The organism is uncultured Sulfitobacter sp. (genome assembly GCF_947502895.1).
Lineage (GTDB): Bacteria > Pseudomonadota > Alphaproteobacteria > Rhodobacterales > Rhodobacteraceae > Sulfitobacter.
This window is the reverse complement of the sequence record NZ_CANNBM010000003.1, coordinates 36,333-55,871: the sequence shown is the minus strand read 5'-3', so window position 1 is coordinate 55,871 and position 19,539 is coordinate 36,333. Positions and strand designations below refer to the sequence as shown.

Genomic DNA, 19,539 nt, shown 5'->3' with positions numbered 1-19,539 from the left:
GAGATGATAAGCGAATCTGAACCTGAACAGATTGGACGAACCGAAGGCCTGATCGCAGGTGCGAAAGCGATTGGGCGTTCCGATCGCAAAAACCATGATCTGATTGCAGCCCTTGCACGCGGCGCATCTTCGCGGAATGTCCTGCTCGCTGATGATGAGTTGAGCATGATAGCGGAAATGGAGGGCGCGGAATTCTTCGAGGTGCAGATCATTTTGCGCGAGGTAATCCCGCACCTTACGGTGACTGCTTTCGAAGTCATGCGGTTGGTTAAGGCGCTTGTTGACAAGGGCGGGGATGATCTGGCGGCAAACCAGCCGAACGCAGCGTTTCGAGAGTGGTGTGCCGCCGATGAACGTCGCTCCGACGAAGTTATTGCCGCTGCGCGTGGTGGTGATGTGCTTTCGCAGGAGCACTTGGTTTTTGCCTTGCAAGCGAAAGATGATCCCGATGAAGCGTTTCGTTCCGCGGACGCGAGCGGCGCGGAGCAGACAGCCGGGGTCCTCGCCTTGTCTCGAATGACACTCGATGCTGGGCAGTCTGCGTGCGCGGTTGAATTGATCTTGGCTGCGGCGGAAAAGGTTGGAATTGATGAGTCTGCCTCGTTGGTGAAGGCTGCCCTTGATATCGCAAGCAAGGCTCCGGAAGTCGACCGAGCTGGATTTGCATCTGCGCTGGAAAGACTTGCCGCCTCTAAGGAACCGATTGCCGTTCACCTCATCGCAACGGCGATCTATTGGCACGGCGCTAAAATGACCGACACCGAAATTTCAATCTGCCTGAAGGGCCTGCTTGACGTGGACCCCAAAAATGGCGGGACAGTCAGACAGATAAACGATGCTCTTGAGGAGCTTTGGTCATCCCGCCCGATTGAAGTGTCTGAAACACTGTTCAATCTGTTGTCGGTGACAGAAGGAGAAATCGGGAACGAAGCCTTGGGTCGTATCCTGTCTCGACAGAAAAATGCTGGCGATGATCATCGCGCTCGAATAGTCACCGCATGGCTCTTGTCGGGCGATTTTCATGCGTGCTCTGCACTGGGTTCTCACATTTCCGAAATCAATCGTAAAACGCCGTGTTTAGAGGTCTCCCCGGACGTGCTTCCTGAAGATGCAGCTGATCAGGTCTTTGTATGTCGCAAAGCGATTGGTCATTTCTTTCTTTCGCCGATGACGGCAGCATCTTGGATCGTTGCTGTTCTGCGCCGTGAAGGTGCGGCTTGTGACGATGTTGCTGAACTTCTGTTTGACCCGCTTCTGCTAAACTATGGCGGAGCATTGCAGGACTGGCTTGAACAGCAGACAGAAACGGACGCCCCGGGAAATGACGCAATACGCACCGCATTGAGTAGGGCGCAGGTGGTGTGGGACGGTTTTGATGCAGCACGCGAGGTGGTCGAACTTCAGCCGTCATCTGGCCAGCGTGGGCTTGTTCGCTTTCAGGAGGCTCAGGATGCGGAACGGATGCATGAAGCAGCGCGAGAGAATTCAATTTTCGCAGACGTTTTCACAACGCAAACTTTGCTCTATGGTGATCGTTCGAGCTTCAGCATTATGGACGATAAAGGGAAGCGCCGTCCGCAGACCGTGAACATGGCTGAAATGTCTGTCAGCAGTGAATTGCCACGAGGGCTGATTTTCGATCCAGTCGGAACAGAGTGGCTGCTTGAAGTCTTTCGTCATGAGCAGAAGGTTTCAAAATGAAGCTTCTTGTCCGCCAGCATTTACAAGAAATGAAAGAACGGGGTGGCCTCGATGTTTTGCTACCGCAGCTTCTCAGCGAGCTTGGGTATGAGGTGATCCATCATCCACGCATCGGAGGACGGCAGGCTGGTGTCGATGTAGCAGCGGTCGGCCCCGATCCGGATGCGGACGGTGAAAAATCCTTGATGTTGTTCGTCATCAAGTCCGGTGATCTTGGTCGCGCGGATTGGGACGGCACCATTCAGGCCGTCCGTCCGTCGCTGGGTGAAGTGATGGACGATTACATTCCGAATAGGGTGCCCGAGCAGTATAAAAAGTTGCCTGTCGCAATTTGTGTTTGCATGGGTGGCGAGATTCAGGAGGGTATTAGATCCGCTTGGAGTGGGTTCGTCGCCAACAATACTGCCGACATGCTTCATTTTCGAGAATGGAACGGCGACAGGATGGCAAACCTGATCCTTTCTGGGATTTTAAAACAAGAGCTGCTTGATCCGGATCACCGGCTATACTTTCAGAAAGCCGTCGCACTGGTAAGCGAGCCGGAAGACGCATACTTAAATTTCCGTGCTTTGCTGGATGTACTGACGGACGACCTGGATCGGGGGAAAAAGGGAACGACACGCCTCCGGCAAATGCTGATCTGTCTTTGGATATTGGCAAGCAATGGTTTGGATGCAGGTAATCTGGATGCACCATATCGTGCATGTGAACTGGCATTGATGCACGCTTGGGATGCGGTCCGTCGCTGTCCGAAGAAAAAGAGAAAGCGGCGTGCTGAACGGATAGAGATTTTCGACAATATCGTTTCGCTCTACCTCACGATCAGTCAGAAACTTCTGATTGAAAAGATCGGTCCCCATGCGCGACAAATGCATGCTCTTTCAGCGTCTGTTCGGTCTCGGTCTGCCTTGGATGTTAACCTTTCAGTGTTTGAAGCACTTGGTCGCATGGCTTTGCTTGGACATTGGCATCATGCGATTGGTTGCCGCGCTGATGGGGAGGAACAGACGGCACATCTTGCCAAGCGTGATGAGGCCCTCGACCTTGTGATTTCGATGATAAACAACAATCATACTCTGCTTTCCCCTGTGAAAGATGATCACCAAATCGAAATTGGAATGGTGATGCTGCTGGCGCAGGCGTGCGGGCGTTTAGCAAGCGCTGATGGCTATCTGCGGGAAGTTGCCTCTCGGATGAGCTACAGATACATCCGCTGTTCTAACTGGGTCACTTGCATAAAGGATTACCGGCATCTGGCCCAACATCTGATTGATCGCGGCGATACCTATTTCAAGAAATCGACGACAGGCAGCGTGCTTGTGCCGTTTATCCTCGTTGGACTTGAAAGGCTTGGGGCTAAAGGCGAACTTGCGGAGCTTCAGACGGTTGTTGATGAAAATCTGGCGCATATGACCCTACAGGTTTGGGTCCCACACGAGGGCACCGATGATGCGATATGGCGGACCGGCCATAGCATCGGCACTGCGGTTCCAGTTCCTTCCCTTCGGCTTGATGAAGTGAAAGGTTCCCTGTCAACTGAGATTCAAGAGATCGCAAAGGAACATGGCGAGATACTTAATTTTGATGCCATTAAACGTGGCATGTTTCCGATGTTTTTAACAGCATGCCGACATCATCGTCTGCCACTGCCACCTCACTTTTGGTTTGATCAAGTAAAGGGTGACCATAAGGAATAGAGGTCGAAAGGCGATTTCCCAAAAACAGAGGCCGCTTGCGGTCGGGTCAATCTACTGACCGCTGCGAAGCGCGCTGCATCACTCGTCTATGTTTCCAGTTTCCATTCTTACTCCCCTTTCATAGCAAACATTGCTCGAAAGAGACCGTAATGAAACCTCGACACGATCAAGACCAAGTTGCATGCGATGAGTGAAGCTATTGGTCGTCCTACTCGGTTATTCATCACTGCAGGGTAGACCAGTGACTATGCCAAAACCATGCTTAATGTTGTGCAAAACAGGATGACGTAGAAATCTGACTGAGACGAGGTGGGGTAGATGGGCTGAGGTATATCCCAGCCCATTTGTGTGTTTCACTTGATGGCGAGAGAAAATAGCTGATCTTTGCGAAGCTTTGGGCTTTGATTTACGAAGCCATCTTCTGTGCGAATACCAAGTGTGACGCCCCCACCGCCGCCTTCGCTCACTGCGAGGATCTCGATACCCTTGGCGGTGGCAGGAACAGTATACCACACCTCTTTATGGGTGAGTTCAATCCGCAAATTGATCTGGTTAGGCCCTTGCCCGATGATGACATCAATCTGGTCACCATCTTCCTGCGCCGTGTCCCAAAAGGCCACACGCATTAGCTTTCCCTTGCCCTGAGTGACCAGGTCTTGCAGTTTGCGCGCCTGTGCCCCGTCAATATTGGGAATATCATCTACCTTAGGCTTTAAACCGCCGCCTCCGAATGGCGCTGAATTCGACGTGTGCGTGGGTTGAGAGGGTTGTATAGTGCGAGGGCCCCACATTTGGATGCTTCCCTTGTCCGGCGTGCGCGGCACCTCCGGCGCATTGTCGACAATGCCAGAGATGGCGCGGATGATGCAGCGATCCGTCAACATCATATAGCTTGCCACCTTGCCGTTGTAAGCATCGATCAAGCGAAGCCAGCTGTCCTGCACACCTTCACTGTGCGACACGCTGTCATAACCTTCCGCCATGTCACAAAAGTGGAAAACCACCCCATCCGGCAATAGTTCCACACCTTCGGCACCAAAAGGACTTTGGGCCGGTTCCAGCCGTGCGTTGCCCGCATCAGGGTAGGCATTCAAGGTTGAAAAACCAGGATATCGCCCATCATAAAACTGTGCTGATCCCATGAAGATGACCGTTTCGCCGCCTTTGACGAACATACCAAGATCAGCCATCATATCAGGCAGCGCAAGCTGGCCCTGTGCGGCGCTGTCGCCGTTCGCCTGCTTGGACATGGCACCTTTGAGGTGACGCGCCAGTTCTTTGAACATCGGCATCAGCACCTCCTGCATCCGTCTCGGATAGCTGCGCAAGAATTCCGCTTCTTTACCTACTGGCATGGTGAAGCTTGCAATTTCGCGCTGGCTTGGCCCATCCAGCACGCTGAATGATCCGCCATCCGGCAACTGGATAGCCACCATCTGGACATAGCGGATAACCTCGGTGGACTGCGCCTTGTCATAGCTGTCAGAGATCACAAGCAGTGTCTTGTCCGCTGCGGCGGCAGGCGTGCCTGCCAAAAACGAGGCAAAGCAGGCGGCCAGAAAAGCGGAATTTAGGGATGATAATTTCAACATTCTCTTGGTCCTTTACAGTAGGGGTATTGGTGCCTGCTCCCCTGTGGTGAAGGGCAGGACGGGTCCATTTAGTTGAACGAATGAGCCGATTTGCCTGTCGCAGAGTGCATAGTGGCATGAGTAGAGTTTGCATCAGGCGACTTGATCGTCACCATATCGGCCACGTCTTTGCCATCGGCAAAGAAGTTGTCCGCGATAGCCTCGGCAACAACGCGCATGCGGTTATTCTTGACGCGGAAGGCAGCAATGCGCTTGCTTGACAGGCTAACGAACTCTTCGGTTTTGGCGGCGATCTCCGCCGTGATACCGCCAAGCGCGGAGAGTTCCTCCTGCAGGGGATCAATGCGCGGCTGGATCATTGCAAGTTGGCTATAGCCATGACGCACTGAATCGTCAGCTTTCTCTACGGGGCTGCGGCTCTTTTTCCAGTCGTGGTCGACACCCGCCAGAATGGAACCCGCCAGAACCACATCGGCAATCAGGTGGATGATCACAGCAAGGGTGCCGATAACGCCATCTCCGAAAATCATGTCCATGACATCAAATACCTGACCGAGCCACGCAACCGGAGCGGCTGTAACAGTATCATCAAGCAGGTTGGAAAAATCTTCGGAAGCAGCCCCTGAAAGCCCGCCATTTGCTCCGAGGTATCCCGGCACCGCCAGCATTGTCCAGAGTGCGAAGATCATCAACCCGAAGCGGTACCAGCGCTGGATACGGCGGCCGCGCGCGGCATGTTCCTGCGGCATGCAGAGGTATTTATACACCACCTGCGAGGTGATCCATACGGGCGATACCGCAACGAGGCAGAGCCAAAGATTTTCCGAGTAGGCAAGCGAGATCCCCGCCTTGTTGATCAGATAAGCAAACAAAATTCCCCCGAAAGCGACGAATACAGAGGCCTTGAGCCAGCCCCAGATCATACCCATCCAGCCGAGCATACTCATGCGTGTCTCGTTCACACCACGGCGCGCAAGTTTGCGCTCTGGCGTCATGTCGATGCTGCTCTCTGCGGCCTCGCGGCGCGCCAGATCACCTTCGAGTTGTACCTGCTTGTCTGCGGTCATCTTCTGCGCTGTCACAAGCACACCCGCATTGACCGCCTTAGCTCTTGCACGCAAAACGGCCTCGACCTCTTCCTCTTTCAAGCCTGAAGATACCATTTCCCGCAATTCACTGTCGGTCATCGTGATATCACGCAGTTGGGCGCGAAGCTCATCTACGTTCGTCATTTTGAAAAGGCTATTCTGATACGTCATATTCTCACTCCCTTGTCTTCTTTTTTAGTTTGAGAAAAGCCGGTGCCCAACTGTTACAGGCACCGGAGTTTTTGTGTGGCGCTATATGCCTCCCGGGCGAAAAACAGGCAGCTTCGGAGTAGGGGTCGGGTTGCCATTACTTCCCTTCCCGCCGCCGCCCTTTCCCCCACCGCCACCATTCCCGCCGCCGCCACCTCCGGGATTTGCCGCAGGATTAAAGATGGGCGTGATCGGTTTGGTGTTTTTCAGCCCGCCCTTGACCTTGGGGGTCTTGGGCGCAGATTTGGTAAAGGTTTTGGGCGCCGTATGCGTGCGACCGGTCTGAGTCGCTTTGCCGAATGCACCGCTCAACTTCCCTCCGCCTTTTGCAAATGCCGCCAGACCTGATACTTCCCTCTGAAGCGACAACTCAACCGCACCCGTGCTAAGTACAGCAGCGATGGCAAGTACACTAAGCGCCTGCGCGCTGCTCACAGCTTCACCAGAAGGCGGTCGAGGCGCGCCATGAATTCTGCGGCGGCGTCCGGGTCGCTCATCGCCCAGCTTTGGATGTGGTAGCCATCATGGCGACCCATCATGCCCAGAACGATCGAGGGCTTGCCGTCAAGGCCCGCCTGACGCAGACCGCCTTTAATCGCACCGATCATGTTGGGCACATCCGCACGCTCAGTTGCCATTTGCCGCCAGACAGGACCAAGTGCTTTCTCCACCATCGATAGTTGGTCATGCAGGCTGATCAGCGCTGTTTCGGGATAGCGCAAGTTCGCCATTTGCAGATTGAACTGCAGCTTCGGCGGCAAGCTGGCCATGAAAGCCGGTCCTTGGGTGAAGAAGGTCGTATCACTGGTCATAGACGGAACGAGACCATTGGCCCAGAGCAGCAGATGCGCCTCCGCGCCCTTGAGGGATGCATGATCTTCGTTCCAGATGTGTTGCATGTGACCGGTACAGCCGGTCGCCTGAAAAAACGGCTCATCCGCCGGAGCTTCGCACTGCCCCATGCCGGTCAGCTCTGCTGGCAGGAACTGTTCTAGCGCATCGGTGATGCTGAATGCAGATGCGTGTAGAGGCATCAGGCCCAGCAGCACGGCATATGCTGTATTTTTGGTTGTTTTGATCATCGGGATTCTCCTCTCTGTCAGAGTAGAAAATCACTTGGACAATGACTTTGGGTCGCCAGTTCATGCACAATGGCAGAAAAATATGAAGATTATATTACAGGCGCGTGACTCAGAGAGTCATATATGCTCTAATGTGAATAAGAATGCACACACTACGTGACGCAAATATCTCTGGGTGTCACGGAAATGGCGTACCTCGACAAAGAAGTTCAGAGGATCGCACTCGCTGACACTTGGCGGGTTCTTAATGAAGAATCAGCTGAACTGCTGTTACACTATCGTCGGGATCGTACCATTGCAGATATTAGGCGGCACCTGTTTAAGCACCTCGAAAGTGTCATAAATGCACCGGATGGCGCGCTTGCAGGGAAAGTCGCGGGCCGCCCGGACAGTCTGGTCGATGTGGTCTCTCTGGCCAAGGGTGGCTATGGCCTCGCACTTGGCCAGACGATGAAGGCTTTTGCCTTGCTCTATTATGCGCCTCAACACTCTGTTCGGCAGTTCGCCGAAAGCTACCGCGTCGGAAACACGACACGGGTTGTCCGTGATCCGTATAAGAAAGTTGAGCGCCTGCTCAGCCTGAATGGTAGGCGCAGTAAGATACAAGCGGATAGCTTTAAAGAACTCTGGCGTCTGGCTGTTCCGGAACTCTTCAAACGCGAGCTTGAACGCACGAACGTGTCGATTGATGCCTTCTGCATGCAGGATATGGTCGGCCCGGGCGCCTTCACGACCCTACTTGCGCGATTGAAGTGCGAGCAGACATGGGACCAGCCCTTCGACACAGGGCGCCGTTTAAGATTTCAAAAGGGCGATGCCCGCAGCAAGTTGCTCGACCGTCTCAAAGACTGGGTCATGGACGATGGCGTACAGCCGCTGATCTATAACATTGTGGACCCCGATCAACCAAAAGGACTGTCTGCCTTGGGTCAGGAGTTTACGAGGGCGTTCACTGCTGCGGTAGAGCGCAATTCCCAAACGACAGAAACGCGCCGCCCGTTGTACCTGCCCTTGATGGGTGACCTGCGACCGGACTCACCTGCGGAAAGCCTCAAGCCAATGGGCATGTCCCAACTACTCGGCTATTTGCAGGCATTCTATAGTGGTGGCCTTGGTACGGTGCGTGATGCAGAGCCCTTGCCGCATACAGCGCCGATGGCAGATGTCATTCAGAATTTGCGCAAACATATGACCGAGCAACCTCAGATTTTGATCCTTGATGGTCTGTGCCAACACCGGCCATTAGACAAGTCCGGTCAATCGGCCTCTTTGCTGGAACGTGTTATTGCGGACAAACATGTGCTTCGACTGTTGAGCCAGCTTGTTGCCCCGCCGATGGGAGCGTTTGAAACCCAAGATGATTGGGAGAGGTGGTCTCGCAACCGAATACTTGTCCTGAGTGATTTCCCTTTGGAGGAAATTGGCGATACGGGCCGCTACATTCCGCCGAGCCAATTTAAGCACATTGAAAAGAAGGACCTGCCTGGCGAAAGCCTGCCTTACGAGGGACTGCCTCAACCTGCTTCCAGTGACTGGCCTTTCATTGTGCGCTCGCACGGGCTTCAAAATCACTCCGCTATTGCGAAGTTCAGCGATGTAACAAGCAACATATTCCGCGATGCGGATTATGCAGTGCTTGACGCAATCATCGCCCTGCAGGAGAGAGACGATTTCAAGCTCAGACGCCTTATTGAGGCGACCGTGCAGGAAAAAGGATCGGACCGGACAGGCCATCTGCTGGACGCACTGTTCAGAGATCTGGCTACCAGCAATAAGCTTGCTGCGCGCATAGTGTTTTTGATCGCCCAGTCACCAGACGGGATGCATCGCAAGACGCTGTTCCGGATCATGTGGCAGATGTTGGAAAGTGCATCGCCGGATGCGCTGTTCACAGCGCAAGATGCTGCAAATTGGGCAGTTGCGAAGGCCTACCCCGAAGACGAGGCTGATCGCGATGTGGAACCCTACCCGAAAGACGAGGCCGATCGCAAAGAAGTCTTCCGCAAACAGTTTCAGGAGGCTTTGGCATTTATTCTCACGCAGATGCCTGCAGTGATCTATGAAGGATATCAGGACGATCTGTTCGAGACGCCTTTGCATAAGCATGATCGTCCCCAAGGACCGCATCCCAGCGAATTGACACGAGAAGGTTGGTGCCCCGATTTGGAGGTAGAAATGGGAGGAGCCCTGCGCTCCGGTTCGCTCACGTTTACCTTGCCACTTTTTCACCGGATAGCACGCGATAAGCTGGACGAACAAGTGACGGTTGCGCAGTATTGCTATGCCAATCGCATGCTTGCGGACGAGGCATTCTGGCAGGCAGGGGCGGTTTTCAGGCATGAAGACCTGGCCAGCGCTAAATCCATTCGGCCTTGGCGCCGCTTTCTGTCAGGTATCTATTTTGGCCTGTTGTCCTTACCCGTGGTCGGATCGGAAGAACTCGATGTCTTGACCATCAGCAAGATCAAACCGGACGGTAGTCCCACCGTCGATTTACGCGACACGGCCAAGGTCGGGCCAAAAGGTGCGTGGGAATATTGGGCCTGGCTGTATTTCTTCTGCCATTTGCAGGTTTTTGAGGCGCCCCCCCTTTTCCGATTGTCGCGCAGATTCGGCTATGAATCCCTGAAAAGTGAGATTTTACAGCTGTTTGAGGCCCCCAATTTGCTCTGGAGTAGAGCTCGTTTAAACAAATTGGACCGGACCATCCGAATCTACTCTGAGGGGCTTTTTGCACCTGACAGTCCGGTCCTGAACGGACTTTACAAGAAAGACAGTGTGGAAGTGAGCCCAGAGAGCGAAGTATGGCCGCAAGATTCAGATATTGCAGCGGTCCTGCGCCGTCAGGTCACCCAAGCGAAATTTTTAACAAATTCATATATGGAGAAACAACGACATGCTAACGATACACTGCAATCCGCGCGCATCACGTCAACACAAAAGTCGCTTGCCGAAACAGTAAGCCCCCTTGGGGATGCAACTCAACACCGTCTCAAAATGGAAGCTCTGCGCACCAGTCTATGTGCCCTGCGGGATCTTCCTGGACCACACCCTGACCCTCGTTCAACAGAGGAGGTTCTTGAGTTTGCGATCGAGGATGCGGTCGATCTGGCCAATCTTAGGGATTTGATGACTGCGGATGCTACGGCTTGTATGGCGCTCACAAAGCCCGGATCATCGGACAAAAATCTCCCAGACCTTTCAGAGCAGCTGATTGAAGTCCTGCCCGACACAAAGCTTATGAGCCTATCGAAGGTAAACTGTTTGGCTGAAGCCTCGCGGGTCCTGAGACGGGTCGGAGAATATACTTTTTTGCTCGCTTCTGTTTTGCGTGACGATGACTCCGGCCAGTTCTTCTCGGACATGTCGCTCGAGAAACCAACCGAACTTCGCGAAACTGACCTCGGGCAAATCCACCGCTTGCCCTTCAGTGAGGTGATTGTCGGTACAAAGACGAACTTTCTGATCCTTCAATACTCCGCACTGGCATATCAGCGGCTTGCAGAAGCGCTCAGGCTGGCAGTCTTTGATGCGGCTCCGCTATCTCCGGCATATCTCGCCGAAGGACGTGGCGCGCGCAATCATTGCCGCACCTTGTTTTTACTGCACTCTCAGTTTGTAGCGAATGGTGGTGCCGTGACACGTTCACCATTCTTGGTCGAAACACGTGCGCTTATTGATAATACCAGTCGACATGTGTACGCCTTTCCTGCAGAGCGGGCGGCCATGCTGATTTTAGAAAGTAACTTCCTGCGAATAGCAGTTGAGGGCGTCCATAGGCTCGAAGCCCTGAACTTTGCGACAGCGCATTTGGCGCATGCGGAGAGTCTTATCTTAGAGCAGGGTCGAGACTATAAGAGCCGGTGGCCTTTGCATTTGGAAAGAGCCCGACTGTTGCGCGAGCGCGCCGAAGTCACGAAAGACTCCCAAAAAGCCAAATGGCTCAGGGACCTGTCGAATACAGATCTCGAGTGGCTTTCCAAGATCGTCGCCGCGCAAGAGCCAGTTAACGGAATGTACCAATCCACTTTACCGCTACAGGATACTAAAGATGCAAAGCACAGCGATAAACCTAATCTTTTTGCCCTGTTACTGAGACGTGAGTATGCGGCATCAAAGTAAACGATAGGTAAAGTGGTACTCTCTGTGAAGCCAACCTTATTTGGCTACAGACTGGTGTTGGCTTAATATCACTAGAAAACATCCAATTTTTTTGATGATGAGATCGAGTTGGCCGTCACACCGAGTACGTCAGCAAAAGTAGGCTATGACGGTTGCGCCCTTCTGCAGTCAAAATAATCAATAATTCTATTGTACCAAACGCTGCTTTTGGTGCTTCTTGCAAGGATCCAGAACGAAGGCTAATATCATTTAAATGGGGGTATACGCCCATACCCATTGACTGGAGAGGCCTTAAGCCGCCTCGATCCATTCAAAGATGTAACGGTTCTATCATTTAAGGTTGGCAATACGGTTACAGCGCGAAATGTAGACGTTCTGTTATAATTTCTCATCGGCTGTTCAGTGGCTACGGGCCCAGATTGCGAGCAGTTGCTGTCGAACTTTGTCCATGTCGGCGTCTTCCAGAACGCTGGAGGTCAATGCTTGTATGATCCGAGAGGTACGTGCGCCCTCGTTTGCGTAGACCGCGATCCTCTGGTCCTTCGCCAATTCATCCAGTGAACTGGCTGTTCCACCTTCGACCGTGATCGGTTGTCCGTCTGGTCCAAGGATTTCGCCCTTCTCGTTGGTTTCGGGAATGAAACGGCGATGTACCGCGACGATCTGCCATTGCGCATCAAAAACAGGCGACCCTGAACTGCCGCTTTCGGTGTCGCCAGTGTACCAACAAGTGAGATCCGCGAACTCACTTTCATCATTCGAAACGAAATGACTGTTGTGTACAACGATACGTTTGGGCTCTCCTTTGGGGTGCTGGATTATGGTCACCGCCGCCCCGGGTCGGATCGCGTTATCCGCATCGGTCAGCCGGAGCGTTCCAAAATCGGACAGCGCCGGATTGGCCGGATCTGTGGAAAAGGCGGCAACAATCGCAACGTCGAGGCTCTCGTCCTCCCAATAGAACCGGAATGGATCAAGGTCGTAGATGCGACCGGCCACCGGCGTTCCAATGAAATTCTCTTCGTCATCGAGGGCGAATTTCAAATCAGACGCTTCGGCGTCGCTGGGCAGGACATGTCGCGCAGTCATCAACAGGTCATTTCCCACCAGAAAACCGGTGCCGACCCCCTTTGTGCCTTTCATAAGTTTGCCGACAGGGCGTTTCGCAATCAGGCCGCGTTCGAGAAATTCGATCGAGTGGATGTCATTGGTAGCCCCCACCAGGCGTTGTTGAAAGAGGACTTCGGAAATATCGGCTGCCAGAACCGTGCGCCGGCGCGCGATTGTGGGCGCCCGCTCCGGCCCAGAGGCGCGCGGTGGAGCGGGAGAGGCGCCAGGTCGGGGTGCGCCGCCCTTCGTCAACCGGTCGCGCAGCGCCATAATCCGGTCGAACTCCGTCTCGGTTCGCTTCTTCGCCCGCTCGACCTTGCGTTCATGGGCAAGGAGCCTGTCCATGGAATCGTCCAGTCTGTGCAGGCTGTCGAAGGCTGTTTCGTCGTCAAGATCTGTCAATTTCACAGTTTTCAAGATGTGCTCCCCTTCGGAAAATATCGACAAATTAAACGATCTCGTTAAGATACACCTTAATGTAGAACTTCATTTTCCCCAAGGCCGAGCATTATGACCGATGAAATTACCTATCTGGAACTTGTAGCGAAAGTCCGTGATCCCGAAACCACGGACGAGGAACTGCTTGAGTATTTCACTTTGGAAAAGGGCGCAGGTGGGTTTGATATTCATGCCGTGATCAACACGGAGACGGTCAAGCAAACCGCAGCGGACGAAGAACTCGAAAATGCAATGCAAATCGGTAACGGGCTTGCCCGGTTGCGCCACCGCATCCGCTATTTTGACAGCGTCAAAAAGTTTCCGGATCGCCCTACTATTGTCGCAGAGGGAGACAGCTGGTTTCAATTCCCGCTCCTTATTCAGGAAACAGTGGATTACTTGTCTCAGGTGTATAACGTCTGGTCCCTCGGTGCGGCAGGCGACACGCTGGAGAATATGGTCCACGGGGCAGGGATTGGCCACGGTGCCGAGTTTCTGACAGAGTTGCGCCGGATGCGCAGCAAGGCGGACGTTTTTCTTTTCTCGGGGGCCGGTAACGATATCATCGGCGAAGACCCCGTGACCAAGCTGCCCATGCTGGAGTCGCTATTGCTGAGCTTCAACGGCGATGCTTCGGATGTGGAAGGCCATATCAATCATGCGGAACTCGACCGGCGGCTTGTCATGCTGGAGACGGGGTATCGCCGTGTCGTCGGCCTTGTCCGCGCCGAGAGAGGGCTGGAGACGCTGCCGATCGTCTTTCACGGGTATGATTATCCCTATCCCTATCCTTGGGGAACCAACGACCCGAGGAACCCGCGGTATGCCGACAAGGACCAGTGGCTTGGCCGTGCTTTTGCGGCCCGGAATATCCATGATGACGAATTGCGCCGCAATATCCTTATCCACATGATAGACCGTCTTTACGACATGCTGGCAGATGTTTCGGGAGACTCCTCCACAACTGGTATCTGGGTAGTGAATTGCCGCGGCACGCTCCGCGAACTGGGTGATTGGAACGACGAAATCCATGGTACGACACCGGGTTTCGCGGGTGTTGGCCGTGCTTTTCACGATGTAATTTCAAAGGCCATCGCCGCCCGCAAAGTAAGTTGATCAACGCGACACGGCCAAAAAATAGAACGGAGCGAATGAATGCCAGTCACCCCGCACCCGAATAACGGCAAAGCGCCTAAAGTCTCCTATCTGCGGCTCTTCATCGGTTTCGTTCTGTTGATCCCCGGAGTGGTTTTTTGGGTCGCCCCTGCCAAGCTGTTCAAGGACATCGGTGCAGACTCAATCAACTTGCAGTTTATAGGAATCGTGCTTGTCGCTATGGGCGTAACCCTACTGGTCACACATTTTGAAGATCCCGATGCGACGCTTTCAGGGGCATTGCCCGGCGCGGGAGAGAAGCTGGGCGTATTTATGAAAGGCTATGTCTTGCTGTTCATATGCCTGCTCGTGGGGGGGATCGTTTCTCTGTTCTTCGTTCTGGACCCCTTGAAGGCGGAGAGATCAAAACTTGAAAAGGACCGCACGGCACTTGCTACGAAGCAGAGTGAATTAAAAGCGCTTACCAAAGAAATCAGCGACAAGCTGACAAACCTCGACGGGGCGGGCGCTTTGCATACTGATCTGAAGAAGCAAATCAGGGAGGACGCCAAACTGGTTTCTGTGATGACGTCCTACTTGCAGAATACAAGCGTGCCCATAGAGGTGAGGTTGAAATGCCCCGACGACGGTAATTTGTCCGCAACCCGTGTACTTCAGGTGAGCAAGATTAATGCCAACAAGTTCGGGCTTGTCGTCGACCCGACCCAAACCAGATTGGATCAAAACCGCTCTCGGAACCAAATCAAGATCGTAGGAATGAGCCCTCACCAGATGGTGCTATATGCGCGGCCGGACCTGAAAGATAGCGACCGAATTCTCGCGTTGGAGATTACCCGCGAGAGCGCAGCCATGATCGCACAGATCGAGCTAAAGAACTTAAAGCTATTCAATGAGGTCTGCGAAAATACGCCAGAGGAAACCGTCGATGATCTCATCGTGAGCGGCGGTACCCAGAGTGATATTAAACAAAAAGTTTCAGGGCCATGAAGATGATGCCGATGCCGCTATGGGATTTGGACAAGGAGCCGTTGGATGAGGATTAAATTCACTGCATTTCTGACCGTCATTATGCTGCTTACCAGCAGTTCCGGCGCGTTAGCACAGGCAGAATCGGTCGAAGAGCTAATGGAACAGGACAATCCCGCGTCCGCACTCGATGCGCTCGGGACCGCAGAGCGCGGAGAAATGATCACACAGTTGGTCGATGCGCTTGCCGGCGCGCAATATGATCGGAAGCTCGAAATTGCCACTGCGCTGTGCAAATCCAACGCTTGGCTGACCGGCGATGACGACGCCGTTCAAAGCAGGATTTGGGCGCAAATGGTCAAGACGCCCGCTGCCCAGGATCCGCTTACCTATGCGCTCGATTGTGCTGCGGTCAATCGCGATGGGTATCTTCGGGCAAGGACCCTGACGCCGCTTTTCAACATGCAGCTGTCCTATTGCGCGGGTGAGCTGCTCGGCAAAGACCTGCTTGATGAATTGGAGCAATTCGAAAACGGCATGAAAGAATTTTCCGTTTTGGTCGATGCCGGGCTAACCCGTGCATTTGCGGAGATAGCCGAAGATCAGAAACTCTACAGTTTTTTCTCGCTTCGCACCGAACTGCGCCTTGCGACGGTACGCGCCGCACAGGCCGTTCAACTTGCCAAAGATGATTGGAAGGCGGCGCAGGCCGAATTCCGGCGCGCAGCCGAGGGGCTCCGCAAGAGAGAGCCGGAGATCTACCGTCTGACGTGGGGCGCATGGCGCTATCGCAACGACATTGCGTTCTACAGCAACTTCTACGCGTGGCTCGGGGGGGGAGAAGCCCTTGATATGGCGCAGTTTGAAATGTGGCCCGAGGTGATCGGCAACGATGAGCTTTATAGTGAAGTGCCGGACAATTTGTTGAACGAGATGACTGCACAAGTCGAGGAGCGCAAGAGCCACGGCCACAACGCCGATCCTTACGTCGACTGGATTTACATGGACCGGTTGCTTCCCGGCGCTTCTGTAAACTCAGGCGAGGAATGTGGGAACTGGCGTAAGCGGTTTTACAACACCCGCAAACTGGCCAAACAGATTTCGGCCTGCGCACCGGAAGGCGCGCCGATGAACTACGCTTCATTGCAGGAATTCGACGCCTGTGTTCACGAGTTTCAGGCTGACGACTGGAGCGTTCAGTATATGACGACCCGTAAAACAGATCTGGAGGCGGCAGAGAAGGTAATCAATAAATTCATAGATGATCTTTCGGACGAAAACCCTTTTGTGAAACTGGACCTCGATCAGAAGGAGCGGGCGTTCGACGTTCTGCGGTCGTTCAAAGCTTACGATGTCGAGGATGACGCCGATCTTGTCCGCATCGTTTCGGATCAGGGCCTTACCACAGACATGCGCAATGCCCTTGGGAAGTTGATTGATAGCGAGACCGTACAGCTCCCGTGGGACACACCGCCGCTGTTTCGCCGCCCGACACATTTCTGAAATCCGGCGTTTACCTAAAGGCGAACTCATAAATGCGGTGTGGGGCTTTCGAACACACTATTGCACGATCTCTGCAAGACATAAGATTGTGAAACAGTGTCCAACTCAAGCTCCCGAAACTAATAGTGCGAACAATTGGATTGCTACACATCGTGCTACACATTTTTGTGCAAGCTTTTAGTTAAGATGTTGATTTAAAATGGATATGTGTTCGACCGGTTCAGTCGGTGACTGACTGAGCCTCCGCCAGTTTATCCATTCCTACAGCAACATTGGACATGAGTGGATTTGATTGCGTAGTGCAGACTGAAACTCAAATGAGTTTGGAGGTATGGGCGCGATTGGGTCTTTGTTCAGGGGGCTGCATTCTGGCTACTTTGCTGTAGCCACGTTCCGGACCTTTGGCACCTTGTGCTTTTGGAAGTGCTATTCAAGATCCGCCTAGGGCATTTGAGGGGCAATACGTAAGCAGGGCTTACGTCCTTTGGTTGTGAATTGCTTTCACCCTCTGCATCAGGCCTGCGTTGGTCGGCCAGCAGTCGGCCCATTGCGCCACCGATCATATACACGTCTGTTGCGCACATTTAGATAAGGTGAGGTTCGCTTTTGAGGGAGTTCAGCTCAGAACACTTGCTCAGTGGGCCATGAACGCGGAGTAAATTCCGAAGGCGCCTACAAGAACCAAGCTCAGCGCCCAGACGATATCCAGATTAAACCAGGTTCGCGAAAGAAATTTGAGCCCGAGCCAGAAATAGATCACCACGGCGATCAGCCCGCCAGCAAGTGTCATCGAGAAAGTATGCACGGCAGCAACTGCAAATGCAGTTATGATGTTGTCGCCCATGAGATTTTGCGCAGCGAGGTGGCCTGTCTCATTCGCGCCTATTGCGCAAATCCCGAGATAGATGGGCACGAGCATAAGCCCCGCACCATGCGCCATCGCGGCGAGAAAAGACCATAGCGCCAACCGCGCGGGATGAACCCGTGCCAGAAATTTCGGGTGGCGTCTGTTGATCAGGAGGTAGACCCCCATTGCTATGACCAAGAGGCCAGCAGCAATACGAATTTCAGATTCCCATTGGACAAGTGCTATCATCACCGTGAAAGGCAGCAGAATACCGATCATCGCCAGAAAATGTCCCAGAGCGAGCATCGCCAATGCCTTGGGCATCGCCTTGTGATTTTGTTCCATCAAAGCTGCCGAGACGGCAAGCGGCCAGCCCATTCCAGGGTTGATGCCGTGGTAGAGGCCAGAAAAAATGACGGCCCCCCAAAGGGCCGTCACAGAAGTCAGACCGTCAATCATTTAGACAGACGGGTAACAAAAGCTGTCTGTAGAGCAATCGCCACCTTCAAGTCTGATTTGATGCGCGCGCAGGCCCTTCGGGAAATCGATGTAGAAGTCGTTGTTGAGTGTCAGCCCCCCGTTTTCGCCTACATCCGCCATGACCATTTGCCCGCCTTCATCGTCGGGATAGAACTGGTCATCCCACGTAGAATATAGCGAGTTGGTCCAATAAACCCGCTTTCCGTCACGGCTGATCTCGACCATCTGCGGCCCGTAGGCAAAACCTTTGCCGTTTGTGTGCTTGTGACCCTTTGCAATGCCGCCCAGTTCGACCTTGCCGGCCAGAACAGGGTTCATCGGGTCGCTGACGTCATATTGGTGCATCTCGCCCAAACCCCAGCATGCCACATACAGGTATTTGTCATCGAGGCTCAGGTCGATATCCGTAACCAAAGGCGGCACGGCCCCAAACCCTTGTAGAAGTGGCGGAAGGCTTGCAGGGTCTTCAGGACGCGGGTCAATGGTTATGGTCTTTTTTGACTGCCAAACACCATCATCATCGCGCCACCAAGTAAAGATGGCACCCTGAAGGTTGGTCGTGTCCACGACGACGCCGCAGAAACCGTAGGATTTTGTCGGATCATGTGCAGGGCGAATTTCGAGGGCCATCTGGTAGTTTTCACCAAAGTCCATCGTTTGAATGTTTTTGCGCGCCCGCAGATCCCAGAAGTGGATGGAGTGGCCGTATTTATTCGACAGCAAGTCTTCTGGCACAACGCCGTTTTCAAACTGCGGCGGCAGACCCCATTCGGAACTGACCATGTAATCCTGTGGCAGGTTCCACCAGAAATCATAGTGTTTGTCCTGTTTGCCACGATCCATCTCGTACTGTCCGATGATTTCGAAGGTTTCACAGTCCATTATGAAAATACCCGGAGGGCCGTCGGTCCCATCTGCGCCGCCGCCACCAAGACAGGAGACATAAATGCCTTCGGGGCCGCAATGGATTGTATGGGGGCGGGAATATCCGGTTTTTGCGAACAGCTCTTCCGGCTCGATCGTCTTGTGAATATTGGCGTTTAGCGGGTCTTTGACGTCGATGACATAGATGCGCGAAGAACGTATACCCGGCACAATTAGATACCGGCGTTCAAGAAAGGCGTGGCCCGACAAAGGTGAAAGAGAAGACGAACAGGCGTTCCAGCCAAAGTGGTGAAATTCGTCGCCTGTGTTGGGCACGATGACTTGATGCACAATCTGACCATAGGTTGATGAGCCAGGTTTGAGATCAATGACAGCGATGCCGTCGGATTGCGAACCATCAGGGCTCAGCATTACGGTAAATGCGTAGTTTTCAATTGGTGCTTCCATCGCGAGTTTCGGTGACGCATGGAATGTCGGGTCAGGTCTTAGGTTCATATCGTTCCTCCCAGTTTGAAATGAATGCCCTGTTGGGTCTGATTTTTTGCCTCTGTTTTAAATTTTTTGAAAAGTGATTGCTCGTCCAGAAGCAGTCGACATTAAAACGCTAGCACAGAAGGTGCCGAAACTCCGAATTATTATTTTACGCGTTCCTATGTGCTGATCTGGCAAGGGGATTTCTTCGGGAACACCGTCCGGAAAAAC

The 19,539-nt window shown here is 53.4% G+C and carries 13 protein-coding genes; 6 read left to right on the top strand and 7 right to left on the bottom strand.

Going from position 1 to position 19,539, the window contains the following annotated elements; all coding sequences use genetic code 11:
- Positions 1-3: 3 nt before the first annotated feature.
- Together Q0903_RS13315 and Q0903_RS13310 are read left to right on the top strand one after the other, a co-directional pair.
- Positions 4-1,701 (top strand): hypothetical protein, encoded by a 1,698-nt coding sequence (locus tag Q0903_RS13315; RefSeq protein ID WP_299416193.1) that lies wholly within the window; start codon positions 4-6, stop codon positions 1,699-1,701.
- Positions 1,698-3,398 (top strand): hypothetical protein, encoded by a 1,701-nt coding sequence (locus tag Q0903_RS13310; protein ID WP_299416190.1) that lies wholly within the window; start codon positions 1,698-1,700, stop codon positions 3,396-3,398. Before Q0903_RS13315 ends, Q0903_RS13310 begins: the two co-directional genes overlap by 4 nt.
- A 353-nt stretch (positions 3,399-3,751) precedes the next feature.
- Here the strand turns inward: Q0903_RS13310 and Q0903_RS13305 are convergent, their stop codons facing one another.
- The 4 genes from Q0903_RS13305 to Q0903_RS13290 all read right to left on the bottom strand — a co-directional run bounded on the left by Q0903_RS13305 (position 3,752) and on the right by Q0903_RS13290 (position 7,370).
- Positions 3,752-4,891, bottom strand: a complete 1,140-nt coding sequence (locus Q0903_RS13305; protein WP_299416187.1) for a hypothetical protein — start codon at positions 4,889-4,891, stop codon at positions 3,752-3,754.
- A 167-nt stretch (positions 4,892-5,058) separates the two neighbouring features.
- Positions 5,059-6,249: a hypothetical protein gene (locus tag Q0903_RS13300; RefSeq protein WP_299416184.1), complete on the bottom strand. Its 1,191-nt coding sequence runs from the start codon at positions 6,247-6,249 to the stop codon at positions 5,059-5,061.
- An 81-nt stretch (positions 6,250-6,330) separates the two neighbouring features.
- Positions 6,331-6,723: a hypothetical protein gene (locus tag Q0903_RS13295; protein WP_299416182.1), complete on the bottom strand. Its 393-nt coding sequence runs from the start codon at positions 6,721-6,723 to the stop codon at positions 6,331-6,333.
- On the bottom strand, positions 6,720-7,370 hold the full coding sequence (locus tag Q0903_RS13290; RefSeq protein ID WP_299416179.1) for a hypothetical protein: 651 nt from the start codon (positions 7,368-7,370) through the stop codon (positions 6,720-6,722). Before Q0903_RS13290 ends, Q0903_RS13295 begins: the two co-directional genes overlap by 4 nt.
- 186 nt (positions 7,371-7,556) lie before the next feature.
- Here Q0903_RS13290 and Q0903_RS13285 point away from each other — a divergent pair, with 186 nt between their 5' ends.
- A complete protein-coding gene (locus Q0903_RS13285; RefSeq protein ID WP_299416176.1) occupies positions 7,557-11,492 on the top strand; it encodes a hypothetical protein in 3,936 nt (1,311 codons plus the stop codon).
- Positions 11,493-11,891: 399 nt separating this feature from the next.
- On the opposite strand, the gene Q0903_RS13280 is transcribed toward Q0903_RS13285, so the two are convergent.
- Positions 11,892-13,010 (bottom strand): serine protease, encoded by a 1,119-nt coding sequence (locus Q0903_RS13280; RefSeq protein ID WP_299416784.1) that lies wholly within the window; start codon positions 13,008-13,010, stop codon positions 11,892-11,894.
- Between the two features lie 102 nt (positions 13,011-13,112).
- On the opposite strand from Q0903_RS13280, the gene Q0903_RS13275 reads away from it, so the two are divergent.
- From Q0903_RS13275 to Q0903_RS13265, 3 genes are read left to right on the top strand one after another with little or no spacing between them, the layout of a single operon-like run.
- Positions 13,113-14,156 carry a hypothetical protein gene (locus tag Q0903_RS13275; protein ID WP_299416173.1) on the top strand — a complete coding sequence of 348 codons (1,044 nt, stop codon included), beginning with the start codon at positions 13,113-13,115 and terminating at the stop codon, positions 14,154-14,156.
- Between the two features lie 39 nt (positions 14,157-14,195).
- Positions 14,196-15,143, top strand: a complete 948-nt coding sequence (locus Q0903_RS13270) for a hypothetical protein (protein ID WP_299416170.1) — start codon at positions 14,196-14,198, stop codon at positions 15,141-15,143.
- 45 nt (positions 15,144-15,188) lie between these two features.
- The gene (locus tag Q0903_RS13265) at positions 15,189-16,625 is read left to right on the top strand and encodes a hypothetical protein (RefSeq protein WP_299416168.1); all 1,437 of its coding nucleotides are present in this window, start codon (positions 15,189-15,191) and stop codon (positions 16,623-16,625) included.
- A gap of 634 nt (positions 16,626-17,259) precedes the next feature.
- On the opposite strand, the gene Q0903_RS13260 is transcribed toward Q0903_RS13265, so the two are convergent.
- Together Q0903_RS13260 and Q0903_RS13255 are read right to left on the bottom strand one after the other, a co-directional pair.
- On the bottom strand, positions 17,260-17,931 hold the full coding sequence (locus Q0903_RS13260) for a hypothetical protein (RefSeq protein WP_299023509.1): 672 nt from the start codon (positions 17,929-17,931) through the stop codon (positions 17,260-17,262).
- Positions 17,932-19,332, bottom strand: coding sequence for a selenium-binding protein SBP56-related protein (locus Q0903_RS13255; protein ID WP_299416165.1), 1,401 nt, complete (start codon positions 19,330-19,332; stop codon positions 17,932-17,934).
- Positions 19,333-19,539 lie beyond the last annotated feature (207 nt).